21 protein-coding genes and 2 pseudogenes are annotated in these 19,520 nt (G+C 47.7%); 15 read left to right on the top strand and 8 right to left on the bottom strand.

The window, feature by feature from the left end; genetic code table 11:
* Positions 1–79 precede the first annotated feature (79 nt).
* From Q3F21_RS14230 to dapA, 8 genes are all read left to right on the top strand, one after another.
* Positions 80–1,057 carry a polysaccharide deacetylase family protein gene (locus Q3F21_RS14230; protein ID WP_340253908.1) on the top strand — a complete coding sequence of 326 codons (978 nt, stop codon included), beginning with the start codon at positions 80–82 and terminating at the stop codon, positions 1,055–1,057.
* A gap of 101 nt (positions 1,058–1,158) precedes the next feature.
* Positions 1,159–2,412 carry a M16 family metallopeptidase gene (locus tag Q3F21_RS14225; RefSeq protein ID WP_340253905.1) on the top strand — a complete coding sequence of 418 codons (1,254 nt, stop codon included), beginning with the start codon at positions 1,159–1,161 and terminating at the stop codon, positions 2,410–2,412.
* A gap of 141 nt (positions 2,413–2,553) precedes the next feature.
* Positions 2,554–2,814, top strand: coding sequence for a YlmC/YmxH family sporulation protein (locus tag Q3F21_RS14220; RefSeq protein ID WP_340253902.1), 261 nt, complete (start codon positions 2,554–2,556; stop codon positions 2,812–2,814).
* 136 nt (positions 2,815–2,950) lie between these two features.
* Positions 2,951–3,853: a dipicolinate synthase subunit DpsA gene (gene dpsA / locus Q3F21_RS14215; RefSeq protein WP_340253899.1), complete on the top strand. Its 903-nt coding sequence runs from the start codon at positions 2,951–2,953 to the stop codon at positions 3,851–3,853.
* Positions 3,846–4,442, top strand: coding sequence for a dipicolinate synthase subunit B (locus tag Q3F21_RS14210; protein ID WP_340253896.1), 597 nt, complete (start codon positions 3,846–3,848; stop codon positions 4,440–4,442). The genes dpsA and Q3F21_RS14210 overlap by 8 nt, the downstream gene beginning before the upstream one ends.
* 40 nt (positions 4,443–4,482) lie before the next feature.
* Positions 4,483–5,523, top strand: a complete 1,041-nt coding sequence (locus Q3F21_RS14205; protein ID WP_340253892.1) for an aspartate-semialdehyde dehydrogenase — start codon at positions 4,483–4,485, stop codon at positions 5,521–5,523.
* A gap of 11 nt (positions 5,524–5,534) precedes the next feature.
* On the top strand, positions 5,535–6,761 hold the full coding sequence (gene dapG, locus Q3F21_RS14200) for an aspartate kinase (RefSeq protein ID WP_340253889.1): 1,227 nt from the start codon (positions 5,535–5,537) through the stop codon (positions 6,759–6,761).
* 48 nt (positions 6,762–6,809) lie between these two features.
* Complete coding sequence (gene dapA, locus Q3F21_RS14195) at positions 6,810–7,676, top strand: 4-hydroxy-tetrahydrodipicolinate synthase (RefSeq protein WP_340253886.1); 867 nt, start codon at positions 6,810–6,812, stop codon at positions 7,674–7,676.
* Between the two features lie 69 nt (positions 7,677–7,745).
* On the opposite strand, the gene Q3F21_RS14190 is transcribed toward dapA, so the two are convergent.
* Genes Q3F21_RS14190 through Q3F21_RS14175 form a run of 4 tightly spaced genes read right to left on the bottom strand, consistent with a single transcriptional unit; the run spans position 7,746 to position 11,931 of the window.
* Positions 7,746–7,961 (bottom strand): CLC_0170 family protein, encoded by a 216-nt coding sequence (locus Q3F21_RS14190; RefSeq protein ID WP_340253883.1) that lies wholly within the window; start codon positions 7,959–7,961, stop codon positions 7,746–7,748.
* A gap of 11 nt (positions 7,962–7,972) precedes the next feature.
* Positions 7,973–9,199 (bottom strand): Ger(x)C family spore germination protein, encoded by a 1,227-nt coding sequence (locus Q3F21_RS14185; protein ID WP_340253880.1) that lies wholly within the window; start codon positions 9,197–9,199, stop codon positions 7,973–7,975.
* The gene (locus Q3F21_RS14180) at positions 9,168–10,289 is read right to left on the bottom strand and encodes an endospore germination permease (RefSeq protein ID WP_340253877.1); all 1,122 of its coding nucleotides are present in this window, start codon (positions 10,287–10,289) and stop codon (positions 9,168–9,170) included. The genes Q3F21_RS14185 and Q3F21_RS14180 overlap by 32 nt, the downstream gene beginning before the upstream one ends.
* A complete protein-coding gene (locus Q3F21_RS14175; RefSeq protein WP_340253874.1) occupies positions 10,273–11,931 on the bottom strand; it encodes a spore germination protein in 1,659 nt (552 codons plus the stop codon). The genes Q3F21_RS14180 and Q3F21_RS14175 overlap by 17 nt, the downstream gene beginning before the upstream one ends.
* A gap of 210 nt (positions 11,932–12,141) precedes the next feature.
* Here Q3F21_RS14175 and Q3F21_RS14170 point away from each other — a divergent pair, with 210 nt between their 5' ends.
* Complete coding sequence (locus tag Q3F21_RS14170) at positions 12,142–13,818, top strand: RNase J family beta-CASP ribonuclease (protein ID WP_340253871.1); 1,677 nt, start codon at positions 12,142–12,144, stop codon at positions 13,816–13,818.
* 117 nt (positions 13,819–13,935) lie between these two features.
* On the opposite strand, the gene Q3F21_RS14165 is transcribed toward Q3F21_RS14170, so the two are convergent.
* Both Q3F21_RS14165 and Q3F21_RS14160 read right to left on the bottom strand, forming a co-directional pair.
* Complete coding sequence (locus tag Q3F21_RS14165) at positions 13,936–14,490, bottom strand: site-specific integrase (protein ID WP_340253868.1); 555 nt, start codon at positions 14,488–14,490, stop codon at positions 13,936–13,938.
* Positions 14,450–14,974 (bottom strand): hypothetical protein, encoded by a 525-nt coding sequence (locus Q3F21_RS14160; RefSeq protein WP_340254165.1) that lies wholly within the window; start codon positions 14,972–14,974, stop codon positions 14,450–14,452. The genes Q3F21_RS14165 and Q3F21_RS14160 overlap by 41 nt, the downstream gene beginning before the upstream one ends.
* Between Q3F21_RS14160 and Q3F21_RS14155 the strand changes: the two genes are divergently transcribed.
* Positions 14,968–15,105 (top strand): sigma factor-like helix-turn-helix DNA-binding protein, encoded by a 138-nt coding sequence (locus tag Q3F21_RS14155; RefSeq protein ID WP_340254153.1) that lies wholly within the window; start codon positions 14,968–14,970, stop codon positions 15,103–15,105. The genes Q3F21_RS14160 and Q3F21_RS14155 overlap by 7 nt on opposite strands.
* A 176-nt stretch (positions 15,106–15,281) precedes the next feature.
* The gene (locus Q3F21_RS14150; RefSeq protein ID WP_340253865.1) at positions 15,282–15,680 is read left to right on the top strand and encodes a hypothetical protein; all 399 of its coding nucleotides are present in this window, start codon (positions 15,282–15,284) and stop codon (positions 15,678–15,680) included.
* 101 nt (positions 15,681–15,781) lie between these two features.
* Here the strand turns inward: Q3F21_RS14150 and Q3F21_RS14145 are convergent, their stop codons facing one another.
* Positions 15,782–16,411, bottom strand: coding sequence for a hypothetical protein (locus Q3F21_RS14145; protein ID WP_340253862.1), 630 nt, complete (start codon positions 16,409–16,411; stop codon positions 15,782–15,784).
* Positions 16,412–16,722: 311 nt separating this feature from the next.
* Between Q3F21_RS14145 and Q3F21_RS14140 the strand changes: the two genes are divergently transcribed.
* A complete protein-coding gene (locus Q3F21_RS14140; RefSeq protein WP_340253859.1) occupies positions 16,723–17,298 on the top strand; it encodes a sce7726 family protein in 576 nt (191 codons plus the stop codon).
* Here Q3F21_RS14140 and Q3F21_RS14135 read toward each other — a convergent pair.
* Entirely contained in the window at positions 17,231–18,382 is a 1,152-nt protein-coding gene (locus Q3F21_RS14135; RefSeq protein ID WP_340253856.1) for a beta family protein, read from the bottom strand. The two genes, Q3F21_RS14140 and Q3F21_RS14135, sit on opposite strands and share 68 nt — an antisense overlap.
* 351 nt (positions 18,383–18,733) lie before the next feature.
* On the opposite strand from Q3F21_RS14135, the gene Q3F21_RS14130 reads away from it, so the two are divergent.
* The 3 genes and pseudogenes from Q3F21_RS14130 to Q3F21_RS14125 all read left to right on the top strand — a co-directional run.
* The gene (locus Q3F21_RS14130; protein WP_340253853.1) at positions 18,734–19,075 is read left to right on the top strand and encodes a hypothetical protein; all 342 of its coding nucleotides are present in this window, start codon (positions 18,734–18,736) and stop codon (positions 19,073–19,075) included.
* Between the two features lie 125 nt (positions 19,076–19,200).
* Positions 19,201–19,275 (top strand): annotated as a pseudogene (locus tag Q3F21_RS27455) (hypothetical protein); the annotation flags it as partial.
* A gap of 21 nt (positions 19,276–19,296) precedes the next feature.
* A pseudogene (locus Q3F21_RS14125) lies at positions 19,297–19,520 on the top strand (IS3 family transposase); the annotation flags it as partial.

Raw genomic sequence — 19,520 nt, 5'->3', positions numbered from 1 at the left:
GCCTTCTATCTTCCCTGTTTCGCTCATACATTGGACAAAGAAGGAACTTGTACGTGCGAATGCAGGGAGGGGCATGTAAATGAACAAAGCGGTGACACTTAGAATTCTGTTTACGGTAAGTTGTGCCGTACTGCTCACTCTCACCCTGAACTACAGACCGATCGATCAATACATAGAAGCGGTAAAAATTCAATCCGTCACAGCTGACAAGCCAATCGCGGGTGAGCGGGATGAGGAACTGCGAAGGAAGATCGACGAGTGGAAGCAGGGGAAGGAGGAAGCTCCCATTGATGCGAGGATCGATCGGGTGTGGCGTGCCATTCCGGGGTATAACGGACTGGCCGTGAACGTTGAAGCTTCCTTGGAAAAACTGAAGAGCTCCGGGACAATAGGACCCGAAGCGCTCGTATTCGAGGAAATTCCTCCTGCGATCACGCTGGAGAAGCTGGGGGCGCACCCGATTTACCGGGGAAATCCACAAAAACCTGCTATTTCTTTTATGATTAACGTTGCATGGGGCAACGAATATTTGGATGCCATTTTAGATACGCTGGACAAACACCATGTAAAGACGACGTTTTTTTTGGATGGTTCCTGGGTGAAACGGTACCCGGAGCTGGCGAAAAAAATTGCCGAGCGCGGTCACGAAATCGGAAACCACGCCTATTCTCACCCGGATATGGCGAACATCGGCTTGGAGCGAATGAGGCAAGAAATCGCGAAAACCCAGGATGTCATTCAAAAGACGCTGGGGATCAAACCGGTTTTGTTTGCACCGCCTTCCGGCTCTTTTAATCAAACGGTCGTCAACATCGCCCATAACGAGTATCAAATGAAAACCATATTGTGGACGGCGGATACGGTTGACTGGAGAAAGCCTCCGGTTGACGAGATGGTTAGGCGGATTGGGGAAAAGATGGACAACGGTGTGCTTATCCTGATGCATCCTACTGAACCGACAGCCGCCGGGTTGGATCGAATGATCCAGGACGCAAAGAAAAAAGGCTTGCTCCCGCTGCCGGTTTCAGAGGTCATTTCCAGTAAGCGGCTGAGATGACACCCCCTTTATTGTGAGAATAGGCGAATTTTGTTATAGTAAAACTTGTTTGCAAGTACTTGAGCATGCAACGGATGGAAAAGCAACCGAGGAGGGTTTACGTGATACAACGATATACATGTGAGAACGGGCTCCGGATCATTACGGAGAAAATCCCGTCTGTGCGCTCAGTGGCATTGGGCGTATGGGTCGGAACCGGATCCAAGTTTGAGACCGAACGGGATAACGGAATCTCGCATTTTCTCGAACATATGTTCTTTAAAGGGACGACGAACCGATCGGCAAAGGAAATTGCAGAAACGTTCGATGAAATTGGAGGGAATGTAAACGCCTTCACCTCCAAGGAGTACACATGCTACTACGCGCGCATCCTCGATCAGCATGCTCCGATCGCCTTGGATGTACTCGCGGACATGTATTTTAACTCTGTGTTTGATGCAGAAGAGCTGGAGAAGGAAAAGAATGTCGTCATCGAGGAAATCAGCATGTACGAAGATACGCCGGACGACCTGGTCCATGACTTGATCGCCCGTGCATGCTACGGCGACCATTCGCTCGGATACTCGATCCTTGGCACGGAGGAGGTTCTGCGCTCTCTGAAAAGGGAGGATTTGCTGACCTACATTGACGGTCACTACCTCCCATCCAACACCGTCGTTACGGTAGCCGGAAACTTTGACGAAGCGCTAATAGAGGAGATCAAGCGCAGATTTTCTTCTCTGAAGCGAAGCTCTACCATGCCTGAGATTGGTGCTCCGGAATTCCAGGGACGTTCGATCGCCCATCACAAAACGACGGAACAGGCGCATCTGTGCATTTCCTTGCCGGGCTTTCAGGTAGGCCATGAGGACACGTATTCGCTGATCCTGCTGAATAATGTGCTTGGCGGCAGCATGAGCTCCAGGCTTTTCCAGGAAATCCGCGAGGAACGCGGGTTGGCGTACTCTGTATACTCGTACCACTCTTCCTTTAAAGAAGCGGGTACATTCGCCATCTACACGGGAACAGCGCCGGAGCAGGTTGGGCAAGTCTTTGATATCGTTGCCAATGTGCTTCGGGATGTCACTGAGCACGGCATCACCGACAAAGAACTGAACAAGGGAAAGGAGCAGTTGAAGGGCAGCCTGATGCTCAGCCTGGAAAGCACAAACAGCCGGATGAGCCGTCTTGGCAAAAACGAATTGCTGCTGGGTCGTCATCTCAGTCTGGATGAGATTGTCGCGAAAATCGATCGCGTTTCGCATGAATCTGTCCACTCCGTCGCAAGACAGCTGTTCCGCTCCAAGCTGGCCATGGCGATGGTCAGTCCGTTGGAAGGCTTCCCTGACAATGTTAGAAGCGATATTCTCCTGTAAAAAAATCCGGCATAGACCGGGTTTTTTTTCGTATAAAAGTAGAAACGAACAACGCTGACGAGCCCGTAGCTGGTGTGTAAAAGCAGGCGATCGTTTGCAAGAAATGGCAGCGAGGCTGTTTCAAGAAGGGGGATTGAGCGCATGCGTTTGAGCGAGATGAGCGGAAAGGAAATCATTGGGCTGGACAATGGGGAACGGTTGGGTGTCATTGGCGACTCTGATCTGGAGATCAATACCGAGACAGGAAACATTCATGCCATTATCGTTCCAGGCGGAAGCTTCTTTGGCTTTGGCAAGAAGCGCGAAGACATGGTCATTCCGTGGGACGCGATCGTAAAAATCGGACCGGATATGGTAATTATTCATGTGAATAAAAATCAGTCACAAGCTTTGGAAAAATAGGCGCTTTAGTCACCGAACCGGATATGACCGAATAGGATGGGGTAGACGTAACACTTTCCGTTATCTTTTTCACACGGAAAAACCTTTGCGTTTCGATCGTTTAATGCAGTAAAATGTGTGGAAAGGGGAACGCAGCATGCTAACGGGCAAACACGTTGCCTTTATCGGCGGCGACGCACGCCAGTTGGAAGTGATCAAGCGTTGCATTCAACTGGATGCCAGTGTCACGCTGATTGGCTTTGACAACCTGGAAAGCATTTTTACAGGGGCAACCAAAAAACCATTAACATGCGATGTGTTGAAAGACGTTAACGCCTTGATTCTTCCCATCGTTGGGTCGGATGACAATGGCTTCGTAGAAAGCATATTTTGCTCCAAGCCGCTGCAGCTTTTGGAGGAGCACGTAGCGAGTCTTCAAAAGCACTGCATTGTCTACACGGGTATGGCAAAATCGTATTTGAAGCAGCTGCTTGCCGCTCAGCAAATCGGGCTGGTGGAGCTTCTGGATCGCGATGATGTAGCCATATACAACTCCATCCCGACGGTAGAGGGAGCCTTGATGATGGCTATCCAGCATACAGACATCACGATACACGGCTCACAGTCCATCGTGCTTGGTCTGGGACGGACAGGCATGTCCATGGCCCGCGCGCTTCATTCGCTGGGAGCCAGAGTTCGTGTAGGGGCAAGACGTCAGGAACACATAGCACGCATTTTTGAAATGGGGCTTGTGCCCTTCCATATGAGCGAATTAAAACAGCAGGTAAGCAATGCCGATTTTATTTTCAATACCGTCCCGAAGCTTGTTCTCACCGCGGAAATCATCGCCCAGATGCCCCAGACGGCATTCATTCTTGACCTCGCCTCCAAGCCGGGCGGGACTGATTTTCGCTATGCCGAAAGACGGGGGATCAAGGCTTTGCTTGCACCCGGATTACCCGGTATCGTCGCACCCAAAACAGCCGGACAGATTTTAGCTCAAACCTTGTCGCGTCTTATCGGGGAGCAAACGATCACCAGGGGGAATCGGCATGAGTAAACTTCAGGGAACAACGATCGGTTTTGGACTGTCCGGCTCACACTGCACGTTCGAGGAAACAATGCCGCAGATCAAACGGCTTGTTGACGCGGGAGCGCGCGTCATTCCCATCGTCACGGCGACGCTGCTGACGACTGACACCCGTTTCGGCACCTCCGAGAGCTGGCAAAAGCAGCTGGTCGACATTACCGGGGAAAAATTGATCACAACCATTCCGGAAGCGGAGCCGCTCGGGCCATCCAAGCTGCTCGATGTCATGGTAATTGCTCCGTGCACAGGGAACACGACCAGCCGTTTGGCAAATGCCATTACCGACAGTCCCGTGCTGATGGCGGCCAAAGCGACGATGCGAAACTTGCGACCGGTTGTGGTGGCGATCTCGACAAATGACGGTCTGGGGTTGAACGCAGCCAATATTGCAAAGCTTCTGGCGGCAAAAAACATCTATTTCGTGCCGTTTGGACAGGATGCGCCTGACAAGAAACCGACCTCGCTGGTCGCTCGTATGGAACTGATCTTGGAAACGTGTGAGGCTGCGTTAGAAGGCCGGCAATTGCAACCCTTGCTAATAGAAAGATTTCAATACTAAAACCAGTACTGTTTGAGCGCGATTAGGAGGAGAGTAGAAGATGGCGAACCAACTGACCTACAACGTTGCTGTGGTCGGTGCAACCGGCGCAGTCGGGCAGCAGATGATCAAGATTTTAGAAGAGCGGAATTTCCCCATTAAGGAACTGAAGCTGCTTGCTTCCAGCCGTTCGGCAGGAAAGACGGTCACGTTCAAGGGCAAAGAGGTCGTTCTGGAGGAAGCCACACCGGAAAGCTTTGCCGGGATTGATTACGCCCTGTTTAGCGCAGGGGGAGCAATCAGCAAGGAGCTGGCTCCTCACGCTGTACGGCACGGGGCGGTCGTGATCGACAACACCAGCGCATTCCGGATGGACCCCGAGGTTCCCCTGGTTGTTCCGGAAGTGAACATGGATGCCGCTCTTGCCCATAAGGGAATCATTGCTAACCCGAATTGCTCAACAATTCAAATGGTAGCCGCTTTGAAACCCCTGTATGATCGCTATGGAATAGATAGAATCATCGTCTCTACGTATCAGGCCGTCTCCGGAGCGGGCGCTTCCGCCATTCATGAATTATTGACACAGTCCCGCGACGTTTTGGATGGCAAACAGCCCGAGTGCAAAGTCCTTCCGGTCGGAAAATTGCCGGTGCATCATCAAATCGCGTTCAACGCCATCCCGCAAATCGACGTATTCACGGAAAACGGCTTTACGTACGAAGAGATGAAAATGGTGAACGAGACAAAGAAAATATTCGGAGACGAGAGTGTGCTCGTATCGGCCACTTGCGTTCGCATCCCGGTAGTATATGGACACAGCGAAGCGGTCTATGTGGAACTGAAAGAGGATTACGATCTGGAAGAAGTAAAAGCGTTGCTGGAAAAAGCGCCGGGCGTCGTTTTGACTGATGTTCCGGAAGAGCAACGCTATCCTTTGGCCGCCGAAGCGACAGGCAAGCTGGATGTGTTTGTGGGACGCGTGCGCCGCGACCTGCATCACCCGAGAGGTCTGCACATGTGGATCGTTTCCGACAACCTGCTCAAGGGTGCTGCTTGGAATACAGTACAAATCGCCGAAGAACTCATCAAAGCACGAGCATAGGGGAGAGGTTTGTGAAAATTCTCGTCCAGAAATTCGGAGGATCTTCACTGACGACAGAAGATTGCCGGATCAGGGCTATTACGCATATAAAAAGAGCGATCGACGAAGGCTATGCCCTCGTCGTTGTCGTGTCAGCGATGGGGCGCAAGGGCGACCCCTATGCGACCGACACGTTGCTGCAGCTCATTCGCAACAACGGAAACGGCTTGCCGAAGCGGGAGACGGATCTGTTGATGCATACAGGAGAAATTATCTCGGCAACGGTCATGTGCAGCATGCTGAATGCAGAAGGAATCGAGGCTACTATTCTGACTGGCGGGCAGGCAAATATCGTCACCAGCGATGACTTTACCAATGCACAGATTGAAACGATCGAACCCAAGCGGATCGTAAAGGAGCTGGAAGCGGGCAAAGTGGTCATTGTTCCCGGTTTTCAGGGACGGACATCCGATTGGGAAATTACGACACTTGGGCGGGGAGGGAGCGACACGACAGCAACAGCTCTCGGTGTCGCTCTCCATGCCGAAATGGTCGATATCTTCACGGATGTGAACGGCATCATGACGGCTGATCCACGCATTGTGGAAGAAGCGCAGCCGCTTTCGACGGTTACGTATTCTGAAATCTGCAACATGGCTCATCTGGGGGCGAAGGTCATACATCCACGGGCGGTCGAGATTGCCATGCAGGCGAATGTGCCGATTCGGGTGCGGTCCACTTTCTCGGATGATCCGGGAACACTGGTTACCAACCTGCTTGAGATCGGTCGAATGGGGTACACTGTACATGATCGGCTGGTCATGGGGATTGCGCATGTTCCCAATATTACGCAAATCAAAGTCGCGAGCAAAGACGGCCGTTACGATACGCAATTGCAAGTATTCAAGGCAATGGCGAACAACGACATCAGCGTTGACTTTATCAATGTCAATCCGTTGGGCGTCGCGTATACGGTCCATGATGAAATGGGAGATAAGGCTTCCCGTATCTTGACGGATATGGGGTATGAGCCTCAGCTGCTGCCGCATTGTGCAAAAGTCTCCGTGATCGGTGCGGGGATGACGGGTGTTCCAGGTGTCATGGCTCAGATCGTGGAAGCTTTGACACAGGAGGACATTCCCATACTGCAATCTGCCGACTCCCATACGACCATTTGGGTTTTGGTTCATGAAGAGGATATGGTTCGCGCGGTCCGGGCTCTGCATCAGCAATTTCAATTGCATACCGGACACTTGTAAATGGCAGCGGCATTATACTTGTGAGAATAGGCAGAGGAGCTGGGGGCAGTGGCACGTTTTGGCCGATTGGTTACCGCAATGGTAACTCCTTTCAATCAGCAACTAGAAATCGATTACGAACAAACCGAACGTCTCATTGATCACTTGCTGGCTACCGGTACGGAAGGCATTGTGGTCAGCGGCACAACGGGGGAGTCTCCGACGCTGTCCGTCGGGGAAAAACTTGATTTGTTCAAGCACGTCGTTTCCTATGCAAAAGGAAAATGCCATATTATTGCCGGAACAGGCAGCAACAATACGGCGGCAAGCATCGAATTTACTAAAGAAGTTGAAAAGATAGGCGTCGACGGCGTCATGTTGGTTACACCGTATTACAGCCGCCCGTCCCAGGAGGGAATATACCATCATTTCAAGGCACTGGCAGAATCTACGAAACTCCCGGTCATGCTGTACAATGTACCGGGTCGTACGAGTGTAAACATGACCGCGGAGACGACACTCCGGCTCGCGAAGCTGCCCAACGTCGTCTGCGTGAAAGAAGCTTCGGGCAATCTGTCGCAAATGGCGTCGATTATCGAGCATGCACCGGAAGGGTTTGAGCTTTACAGCGGAGATGACGGGTTGACGCTGCCGGTGCTTTCCATCGGGGGCGTAGGAATTGTCAGCGTAGCCAGCCACGTGGTGGGTGCCCAGATGTCTGAGATGATTTCTGCTTTTTTCCGAGGAGAGCATGCACAGGCTGCGGCAATCCATCGCAAGCTTCTGCCTGTATTTGAGGGCTTGTTTGCGTATCCAAGTCCGGGGCCTACCAAAGCTGCCTTGGAGAAGCTGGGAATTCAGACGGGAGGCGTTCGTTTGCCGCTCGTCGCTCTGACCGAAGAAGAAAAAGCATTTGTCTATAACTTGCTGGGATAATGGCAAAATCTAAGCGGGAGCCGAATTTATGAGAAGGCTCCCGTTTTGATTTTCCTCAATCTCTCCCGATCAGGTGTGAATAAACGAATGGATTAACCATTGCAGGAGAAGGATCAGCACTCCTAGACCAATGTTGAGCCAGCCGAGAATTTTGGCCGCTCGTCGTTCTCTCGGCATGATCGCCGATTCATAGTTCGCTACGTCAATACGGAGGACGGCTATGCCAGCTGCTATCGACAGAAAAACCACATAGTAGATGTATCCCAGATGTAAGGGGACGCTCAAAAGATTACCTCCTATCCCAGCCTCATTCCTACACGGCGGATCGTGGTCGTGAAGTGGATGTCAACTTCCAATTTCTTGAATTGCTCCCGCCAGTTTTCTTTCGTTTTGATGTGAGTATTCCAGTAATCGGGGAGCTTGGCCCGAATGTACTCCCCAAATCCGAATATATCTGATTCATCCTTTTGTGTTTTGGCAATTATGTTTTCAATCGTGTTTTTGGCATGCCTCGAGGTTTCGGCAGAGATTTCTTTCAAGATGCCGGGCCGATTCAAGGAGCCGGTGTTTTTTGTCTTTTCAACGATGTCAACTTCTACGTGAATGTCAAGCTTAATTTTTGGCCGTCCGTGCTCCATCACAGCGCTTATTTGCGTGCTGCGAGAACGCGATCGCACCAACACGCTCGCTTTTTGGCCGGGTACAGGTGTAAAAGCGGCATAGCCTCCCTTTGTGATTCCCTTGACTGCCATGAAGAAGCCGATTTCCAAAGGCTTCAGGACCCCGACCATCCGATCTCCGTGAAAATAGGCCAGTCCCGAGATCTCGGTGTTTTCGTACCGTTTCACTTCTACCACAGGAAGGAAGGGCTCTTGGCCCAACTTTGATGAGGCGCTCCAAAACAGGCCGAGAAAGTCACTGGGAAACTTGCCCAGTAAAACGGCGTTTTCCATCATTGCCGAGAGATAAAGTGTGGGAATTCGTTCCAATTGCGGGGAACTCTCCATCACTTTTGAAGCTTTCCCATTGGAAATGATCATCCAGGCTGTCCGGCGCACTTCCGGATTTCGTCGCAAATAGTCGTTTAATTCTCCGACACCCTGTTTTGCCACCTTGTCGCTGACGATAATAACCCGCAAATGTCCGAAAAAAAGTCGATCAGCTATCTCTTGCTGGAGGTTCAGGATAGCGTCATCGAGCGTGTGGCCGACGGTGCTCAGTACCCAAACCGGCTTTTGCGATCCGCTGCTGCCGCTTTCCGGACCCAAGGGAATTCTTCCCGGTACGGCAATTTGCGCCGTGATTTGAATCAGCGCCTTTTTGGGCTTAGGGAAGGTATGATCCAAATGACTGAGCTTGGATTCATATTGTTCCTCGTTGTCTTCTACAACATCAATGGCGATTCCGAGAATGTTTGCCCTCGATTCGATTTCTGTTCTGTCCCAGCATCCCGTAAGGATAGGCAGGAGTAGAGCGAGTATGAAAACGATATTAAGGTGACTCCTGTGCGTGTTCCCGATCAAGTTGATCCTCCCTTTTCTTTCGCAAAATGGCGATAATCAACAGGACAGCCGGGTAAGCGATCGTGATAATGAGACCATACAAACCGATTGTGAGTATAAAACGGTATGTATCAAGCACATTTTGCGGGAGCATGGCCAGTACAAAGATGAACGGCAAGAGAAAGAACGAAAACATCTTGTGATCCCTGAGCCGCAACAGATTGCTCAGCGAATGGATGGTGAAATAATAGGTGGAAAACAGTGTCGTGAAGACAGCTGTCACCCAAACGGCGAGAAACAAAATATCCAACCGCTCCAGGACATTGGCCGGGAGCGACGTCATTCTGGCCAGCTCAAGAGTGGGCCAAATGAGAAGCTTTGTCTCTTCGGCTCCAAAAATCGTTACGGTGGCAATGACGATCAACAAGTAGAGACCGCCGGAGACGATAATTGCCAGCAAACAGGCCTGTAATGTTTTTGCCGGACGGGGCATGGACGGAATGATCATCGTAACGATAAATGAACCTTGAAAAAGAGCGGCAATGGTCAAGCTTCCGTAAAGCCATTCACCGTTCGCGACCCGAGCGATAGGCAGCAAGTTAATCATATCGGCGTTTTGCAAGGACAATGCGACGATCAAAAGACCCGGAGCTAAAATAAACGGCAGGTAGAACAAATGGATGTAAGAAAATGTATTCATATCGTTTCGGCAAGAGACAGCCGTGAGAACGAGCATGACAATAACCGTTACCTCCAATGGAGTGTTTCTGAGTACGGAAGTGACGACTACTTCGCCAAATTCTCGTGCCGTTAGCGCAGACAGCAAAGCAAAAAACAATACAATAGCGACACTCCCGATCCTGGCGATCCAGGAGCCGAGAATATCTTCGCTATAATGAATGATCGATTTGCGAGGAAAGCGTTTCCCTAAAGCCGCTAGAATGCTTAAGGATAGGAGTGCGATCATTGCTCCGAGAAAGGTCAGAAGCGGGGCTCCGCTGTCCGCTGCTTTCACAGCGATCACGGGCAGGGAAAGAACTCCTACCCCGATGATGGTGCTGATTAAAACCGCGGTAGCTTGCAAAAAGGTAATTTCACGTGGAGTCTCCATCCGAATCCTCCCATCTTCTATTTCCGACAGAAACCGGATCTAGCGTATTGTGAGGTGGCTGCTCGATTGACTGGCTCTCGGTCCCAACTCGGACGGAATTACGAGGGTGCAAAAGCTCAGGGCGCTTGGGAGAAAGCCAAAAGGGGCCCCGTACCATTGTGTCCTTCATCCCTTGCCATTGACCAGGTACCAGAGGACTCATGAATGGTATGCCAAAAGAACGCAGAGAAAGCATGTGGTTCACGATCAGGATCAGGCCAACCATGACGCCATATAGTCCAAAAATGCCTCCCAGGATAATCAGAGGAAAGCGAAGCAGCCTCAATGCAAGAGCCATGTCGTATGCGGGAGTTGCAAACGAACCGATGGTGGTAAGAGCGATCACAACGACCGTGATCGGGCTTGCAAATCCAGCAGATACGGCAGCTTGTCCGATTACCAGCACACCGACAATGGACAGTGCGCCGCCGACTTGCTGCGGCAGCCTGATCGTCGCTTCCCGCAATACTTCCATGGAAACCTCCATGATCAGCACTTCCAAAAGGGCAGGAAAAGGGACTCCGGCACGGCCGCCGGCAACGGCTACGGCAAACTCGGTCGGTATCAGTTCGGGATTGAAAGAGATTACAGATACATATAGAGAAGGGAAAATTAGTGAAAATAAGAGAGCGACCAGACGGGATAGCCTGACAAAGCTGGAGAGCAAAAAACGCTCGGAATAGTCATCGACAGATTGATAAAATTGGCTAAAGACCGCTGGAGCGATCAGAGCAAAAGGGCAGCCGTCGACCAAAATAATCACCCTGCCTTCCAACAAGTTGGCGACGCACTTGTCGGGGCGTTCCGAATTCTGTATTTGCGGAAAGGGAGACAAATGATTGTCTTCGATGAACTGTTCCAAATAGCCGGAATCGATTACACCGTCGATATCGATTTTCTGAAGTCTATCAATGATTTCTTTGGAAAGTGCAGGATTGCACACGTCTCGCAAATAGCAGACAGCTACTTTCGTCCTTGTCTTCCGGCCGATCTGGATTGTTTTGACGAGCAAATCCACGGAAGGGAGTCTGTTCCGCAAAAGCGCGAGATTCACTCCGAGATTTTCAATAAAGCCTTCCCGGGAACCGCGAATCACCTGTTCCGTTTCTGGTTGACTGATGGCGCGATGTTCCACTTTGCCCGAACCCGAAATAATCGCTCTGTCAAGGCCATCGATAATAATGGCAACCTGGCCGTCCAAGATACGATCGACCAACGTGCGGTACTTGTTTCCAGTAGATACATTCCCGCCAAACAGGATGTCATTGGTGATCAGTTCCGGCAGCTCGCTTCTATCCACGCTCCCGCTCTCAACGTGGGCAGCATTTTTTTGAAGCAGGGGTCGCAGGATGTCCTCCTTCATCTCCCGTTGATTCGTGAGGTGTTCCAGGTAAATCAGAGCTGCCGGATAGCGGCCAAACACTTCAAACCGACGAGTCTTGAAGTCGTCGGTGCCACCAAATGTCTCCTTCATGCAAGCGAGCGTTTCTTCAAGTTTGGCAGGTAACCGCTGATTTTCAGAGAAGGAAGAGCCGATCAAGGCCTTGGCAGAAGAGAGCTTTCTAGTCTCCTTCCTGTACTTGAACCGTTGCCACATAGACATGCGGCCACCTCCTTTTCGGCGAGTTACTTATAGTCTGTCAATTTCCATCCAATTCATTCTTAATATTGCCGATTTTTTATTCTTAAAATGACTTTTCCGGGTGGCTGTTTTTTCTTGTGTTCCTCTTTTCTATTCGGGTATAATGAGTGTAAGTGATTTGGGGCGGTTAATTTGAGTGTGAATGACAACTAAATATAGGAGGTTACACGTTTGGCAAAATCGAATCACTCTGTTCTCATTTTCGCCCTGGGCGGAGTAGGCGAAATTGGGAAGAACATGTACGTAGTCCAATGCGATGATGAAATTGTCGTCATCGACGCCGGATTAAAGTTCCCGGAAGAGGAAATGCTGGGAATTGATATGGTCATCCCGGACATTACGTACTTGGAGGAAAATCGCGACAAGGTTCGCGGTATTGTTGTTACGCACGGACACGAAGATCACATCGGCGGACTCAGCTATGTGCTCAAACGTTTGAAGGTACCGGTATATGCGACAAAATTGACGCTGGGTCTGATTGAAGCAAAATTAAAAGAAGCGGGTATTCTAAACGATACGAAGCGCATTTTAATTAACAGCGACTCGGAAGTTGATTTCGGGAACATGAAGGCCACGTTTTTCCGCGTCAACCACAGTATTCCAGACAGCGTTGGCGTTTGCCTGGAAACCCCTGAAGGATACGTGGTGCATACGGGAGACTTCAAGTTTGATCAGACACCGGTAAACAATCAACAGGCAGATCTGGCCAAGATGGCTATGATCGGCGACCGTGGCGTATTATGTCTGCTTTCGGACAGCACCAACGCTGAGCGGCCTGGTTTTACCGGCTCGGAGCGTTCAGTCGGTGTTGCAATCAAGGACGTGTTTAGCAAGGCGACAGGACGGATTATCGTTTCCACCTTTGCCTCCAACGTTCACCGGATTCAGCATGTAGTCGATGCTGCGGCGGAGTACGGCCGCAAGATCGCGGTCGTGGGCAGAAGCATGCAAAACGTCATCAATATCAGCAAGGATCTGGGCTACCTCCATGTACCTGAAGGTCTGCTGATCGATACGGATGAAGTGAACAAGCTTCCTGCCGAGCAGGTCGTTATTTTATCCACTGGAAGTCAAGGGGAGCCGATGTCCGCGCTTACCCGTATGGCCCGATCCGCCCATCGGAAAGTAGATATCCTTCCAGGGGACACAGTAGTAATCGCAGCTACACCTATTCCTGGCAATGAAAAGTACGTGGCGCGCACCATTGACCAATTGTCTCGGATTGGCGCTGAGGTGATTTACGGCGGGCACGGCCCGAATGGAGCGGTACACGTATCCGGTCACGGCAGCCAGGAGGAGCTTCGTTTGATGCTGAACCTCATGAAGCCGAAGTACTTCATCCCGATTCACGGCGAGTTCCGCATGCTGAGAACGCACGCCTTGCTTGCCGAACAAGTGGGAATCCCGAGTGAAAACATTTTCTTGTTGGACAATGGCGACACAGTGGAGATTTCCGGGGGAAAAGCTCGCTTTGGTCCAAAGGTTAACGCTGGCAATGTATTGATTGACGGCCTTGGCGTCGGCGATGTTGGAAATATCGTTCTCAGGGACCGCAAATTACTGTCACAAGACGGAATTCTGGTAGTTGTCGTTACACTCAGCAAGCAAAATGGTACGATTTTGTCCGGTCCAGACATCATCTCCCGCGGCTTTGTCTATGTACGGGAATCGGAAGAGCTGTTGGACGAGGCAAATCGCATCGTCACCCAAACACTTGTCAAATGCATGGAAGAAAATGTGAATGAATGGTCTTCGTTGAAAAACAATGTCAAGGAAGCACTGGGCCGATTCTTGTACGATCAAACCCGCCGTCGTCCAATGATCTTGCCTATCATTATGGAAGTGTAATTTAACATTTCAAAATAACATTCGCGGAACCCTTGATACATCAGGGGTTCCTGATGTTTTCGGGGGTTGAAAACGAGGGTTCTGACAACCGATTGACAACCTTTAGTTCGTTAAAGCTTAGACTTTGGCCCGCTTTATGGCCTGATCGAAATTTTTGGCGAGGTCCCGCTGCATTGAAGGGAGAACGTGGGCGTAGGTGTTCAGTGTGATAGTGACATCTGAGTGGCCTAATCGTTCACTCACGATTTTGGGGTTTTCACCCAACTGCAAGAGGATAGTGGCGTGGGTATGTCGGAGATCATGAAACCTGATAATAGGTATACCAGCAAACTTACAAGCGATCTTGAAATCATGATTCACGTCGCCAGGAAGTACCGGTGTGCCTGTCCAGTTCGCCACCACCAAGTCATTATCTTCATAACCCTGACCTAATTGGAGTTTGATTTCTTTCTGTTTGATATAATGGCTTTTCAGTTCCTGCAAAGCAAATTCTGGTACATCAATAGTGCGGATAGCTCCTCTCGTCTTAGGTTCTTGCATGACCGCTTTTCCGCCGACATTAACAAGGGTCTGTTGGACTCGAATAAGCCCATTTTCTAAATCGCAGTCCGACCAACGAAGGCCGAGAATCTCACCTCTTCGCATCCCGCAAAATATAGCCAATACATACACAATATAAAACTTCTTGTTGCCGGTTTTCCTCTTCTTGATTGTTTAAGAATTGGTTTATTTCTTCCAATGTCCACGTCTGTACCTGCTTTTTCTCGATCCGTGGTGGAGTAACGAGGGAGGTGACATTTTCCTTAATCAATCCCCATTCTTTTGCTTTTCGGAGTGACTTACTTATGACTGCATGAATGTTTCGGATGTAGCTGGCTGCCAGACCAACATCTACCTTTTTTGGCGTAGAGTCTTTGAAGGTGACGCGGACTGAGGTCTTACACGTTCCGAGCGTCAGGGCCGGGAAGTAGACGTGGGATTGAGCGGAGAGCATCATACCAAAAAGAAAAACTAATGGACCCGATCCGTATGCAAGCGTTTGTTGCAAGAAGTACAGCTGGCAGCCCATCGAATTTGTCAGAGTGGCAAAGGCAACAGATCGAAGACGCCCTTTGTGTATTGAGTGAAAGGGAGCGGGATTGCTATTTAATGGCATATGGGGAGTGTTTCTCCCACTCAAAGATTTCGAACTTTCTTGGTATCTCAAAGAGCAGTGTGAATACACACATTCAACGAGCACAGAAAAAAATTTCAGAACGTCTCCCAAATAGCTTGTTCCTTATCTGAGGGCAGGCTTTTTACGTGGACAAGAACCTACCATAATAAAAGTAAAACCGATTTCTTGTCATGTTATACACAGTACAGTGTTCCTACATTTTGTGTTTAAGATCAGATACCAATTGAAATGGTTATAAAGGTTGCGTATAATGTAATTGATTCTTAGTATTGGAGGTATTTGGAAAATGAATTTGAAAAAAAAAGTTTTCCGACTTATTATTTCGTTGATCTTTTCTGTATATATAGTTGGTAGCGCAATGCTTGAAGGGTTTCTTTATTTTGTTATTGTTGACGATGTGAACCAAGGTTTCATACCGTGGGAAGATTTTTGGGGTGTTTCAAAACTGACTGTAATTCGATTCCTTGTAATGGCACTGGTTATATTCATCATGTACCGACTTCGAAGCAGAAAGTTGTTTATATTGCTTTTTGGCATTGCTCTTTTCGAATTTATAGTATTTCTTGGGGCAAATCACTTTATATTTTATCCGCCTTTAATATCCAATCTCTTAATATCTATTATTTGTGGTCTAATTTTAAAAAAGTATATAGGTTTTTTCGTGCCAAGGGGAGGGTCAAACTAAAAGGTGTAGTTCTGAAATAACACAATCCTAGCTGCGAACAAAGACATCCCGTCTCACTTTTCAAAAGGTGAAGACGGGATGTTTACATTTATATATGTGAATCAATTTTTGTCTATAACATCAAAAAAGTCGAATATATGCAATACTCTAGCTATATTATCAAAAATAACTCTTTCTTTGTCATCTTCTCCAATATTAATTACGCGAGTACGCTCTTGGAGCTGGTCCATAAGGTCTCTCACGTCATCTCGTATTCTTCTTGGCAAAAGATGTATATTATCCTCAACGAATTTGGCCATATCGTCAGGATAAACATGAGCAGCTATCTCAAAAACCATTGAAGTAGTTGATACATCAAATGATTCCCCAATATGACGCTTATAAATTTCTTTCATTCTACTTGCCAAATCGGCTATATCTTTTGATGACGAATCGGATATTAAATTCCTGAATTCACGATCATTTTCGATGTTAATGTTGCCACGACGAACTTCAAATGTAATATCGTATCCGTTAAAGCGTATCGTGGTTTCATAAGATTTTACAGCCATAGGAGTTAATTGGTTGGTTTTGGACTCATTGTATAATTTTTTTGCTTCTTCACTAATTTCTAAGGAGTCATTCTGAACGTTGGAGGAATGTGTGTTTAATTCGTTTTGTGTTGAATCAGTGTCTGGCTTACTTACGTATTGTGCTTGATGATTTGTAATGCTTTGATTGGAAATTTTCATCCAAAAACCTCCTAAAAAATTAATTTACTTACATTATTGTAATCGGTTCTTATTATTGGGTATTTTATACATTTTCTTCTTGTTCACAAAATGTTCACTTTTTCTCTGGATTTTATTGAAGTCTTGGTAGCAACTTATAAGGCTAGTCTTTTTTGTCGTGCAAAAGCCACCTATATGTGAAAGGTGCTTATCTTTCGGGAACCCCTTCTCTACCGCCTGGGAAACTGGGCGGGTTTTTTGCGTAAAGCAGGAATATACTATTAAACGTCAAATAATACTAAGGTCAATAATCCAAGGAACGGGATGTAAGGATGGAAAAGTTAAAGGACGCAGATGTACGCGAGGTCCTTCTCGGAAAGTTACAATTGAAACATGGTGAAGAACCAGACACACTAATAATTAATGAGATGGGAGTCTGCCTTGGGCAGTCACGAGTAGATATTGCGGTGGTTAATGGAGTTATTCACGGGTACGAAATCAAGAGTGAGAGTGATACGCTGAGTAGACTGCCAAGTCAGATGGATGATTACAACAAGGTTTTTGATAAGGTCACAATCGTTACTGCAAATGAATATCTGGACAAGGTAAATGAGATGGTTCCTGATTGGTGGGGTATCATCGTTGTTACAAACATTAAAGGGCAGGCAAGAATGAAGTATGCGAAAAGGGGAAGAAAAAATCCTTCCCAAGATCCTTATTCTCTTGTCCAATTACTCTGGAAAGAAGAGGCATTGGCTTTACTAAAAGAAAAAGGCTTGCACAAAGGGGTTTTGAGCAAGCCAAAAAATGTGTTATATGAGAGACTGGTAGCGAATATCCCTATGGGCGAATTGAAGCAACTGGTGTACCAGGCGTTGAAGAGCCGTGCAGGTTGGCGAGTTCATTGATCACTAAGGTTAGATGATGGTTAACCCCAGCACGCCTCCACGTTTCATGACTACCAGTAGAAACACCGTTTAATTGGTGTGCGCAATCGTAGATGTAACCATCGCCGTATGAGTATGAGCGACCGTAATAATCGGGGTGCTTTACGACATCTTGAGCAAGAGAAATGTACTGTTGAAACCCGCCATTAGCAGTACCTTTAGTTGACGCACCACGAAAGATGAGGAATTTATCTGCTGTAGTGTATCGAATGGTAGCCGCGACTTGCATCATTGAAGGATCGAAATTGGTGTAAGTGTTGTTATTGATTGTGTAGTCTCCGAAAGATGGTAATCTTCCCAATCCACCTCGGATACTCACCAATTGCTTATAAACATCAAATTCGTTTCTTGGCAGATTACCAAGGGTATTCGCTTTCATACGGAGACTACTTGGCATTGAAGTTCCCATTAAACTAAAACTTCTCCATTGAGTTAAGTAGGGGAATTGGACAATCCCCATTAGGGCATTTGTGAAAAGTACTGAAGGTGTATCGTCTCCAATATATTCAAAATCAAGCACTAAATCAATGTTTTCCGGTGTTAGATGTAAATTATTTATTACCAAGTCAATATCATTTTTCAGATTACCTAGATTGTTTAATTGTCCACGTTTGACTCTAAGACAAAGACCTCGACCATACTGGCGAAGGACGTTTTCTAGTGAACTCCAAAAAGGTTGATAATGAGCCGTGTTTACGACGGGGATAGCTGGGGTGCCATGAGCCTCGATGTCTTCTATTACATATTCCAAAAAGTGTTTACCCGTACTCATGAATAGTTGATCATCAACTTCTAGCTGGATTGTATCAACGAAAACTGGTGTATCATTGTTCCAGCAACGTCTTACATCTTGACCTATATTAACTAATTCTTTGTCAAGCTTTTGAGAGCGGGATTTTTCGTCTTCCTCTTCTTCGAAGAAGATCGGAGTTATCTCCAGTAAAGGAGTCATATGATTTTTAAGTGGATGATCTAAATATTCTAGAGCTCTTTGTTCACCTCTTTTCCATTTTATTACGGGTACATAATGTGAGTGATCAAACATTTACATTTTTCCCTCCTTTTTACGGAATAGAGGATTATTTCTCCAATTTAATCCATATATCCTATCATATGTCGATATTTGTAGGTCGAAAGTTGTGGGACAATGGAACCACTTGGCGGCGATGGGATAAAGCTGCAACAGAATTGGATAGTGGGTTGGATGTGTACTGGTTTCATGCGGGAGATTGTCGAAATCTTTTCGGCAAGGGTAGGATTAAGTATTGCTCTTATGCCTGTTGAAAAAGCTTACGATAGGTAGGGACTGACCCCATAAGGTAAGACAAATCAAAACACCTTCCAGAGAATGCGACCATGTCGTAAGATATGGGGACAACTTGGAGGTGTTTTTTCTGTGACAACAAGAGTCAGTTATCCTGCGGAAATTAAGTTAAAGGCTGTTGAAATGAGGCTGGCGGGTGTATCAGTGAGAGAAGTAATGGAGCAACTCTGTATCAAGAACAAAACGCAGGTAAAAACATGGTTACGGTGGCATAGAAACGGCGAAACTCACCGCTTTGAACAACCGGTAAGTAAACAGTATACGTATGGGAAAGGACCAGAGGTTACATCTGAAGTTGAAAGATTGAAACAGGAGAATCGCTTCTTAAAGCAACAATTGGATGTCTTAAAAAAGTACAAGGAGTGGGAAAGGAGGTGTCACCAGAAGCACCAGTCCAGTGGATGGATTCCATAAAGGGAGAGGTCTCTATACAACAAGCGTGTTAATGGCTGGGCATTGCTCGTTCCACCTACTATCGGTGGAAAAATCAAAGGAATACACAACAGATTTCGAAACCAATCGTCACACGTATTCGTGAGTTGTGCCTAGCACATAAATTTCGCTATGGATACCGAAAAATCACAGCACTTTTACGCCGAGAGATGCAAGTGAATCATAAACGAGTGCAACGGATTATGAGAGAAGAAGGCTTGCAATGTCGAGTGAAAATAAAAAAGCGAAAGGGAACCGGACAACCGTTCCAGGTCGCTGATCATCTTTTGAAACGTGATTTTCTTGCGGAACAACCATTGCAAAAGCTAGTTACGGATATTACTTACCTGCCTTTCGGCAGTAAAATGTTGTATTTATCTAGCATCATGGACTTGTACAACGGAGAGATCATCGCATACAGTATTGG

Source organism: Brevibacillus borstelensis, assembly GCF_037834415.1.
Lineage (GTDB): Bacteria > Bacillota > Bacilli > Brevibacillales > Brevibacillaceae > Brevibacillus > Brevibacillus borstelensis_A.
Note: the sequence above shows the minus strand (reverse complement) of the source record. Positions and strands in the feature narration are given on the sequence as shown.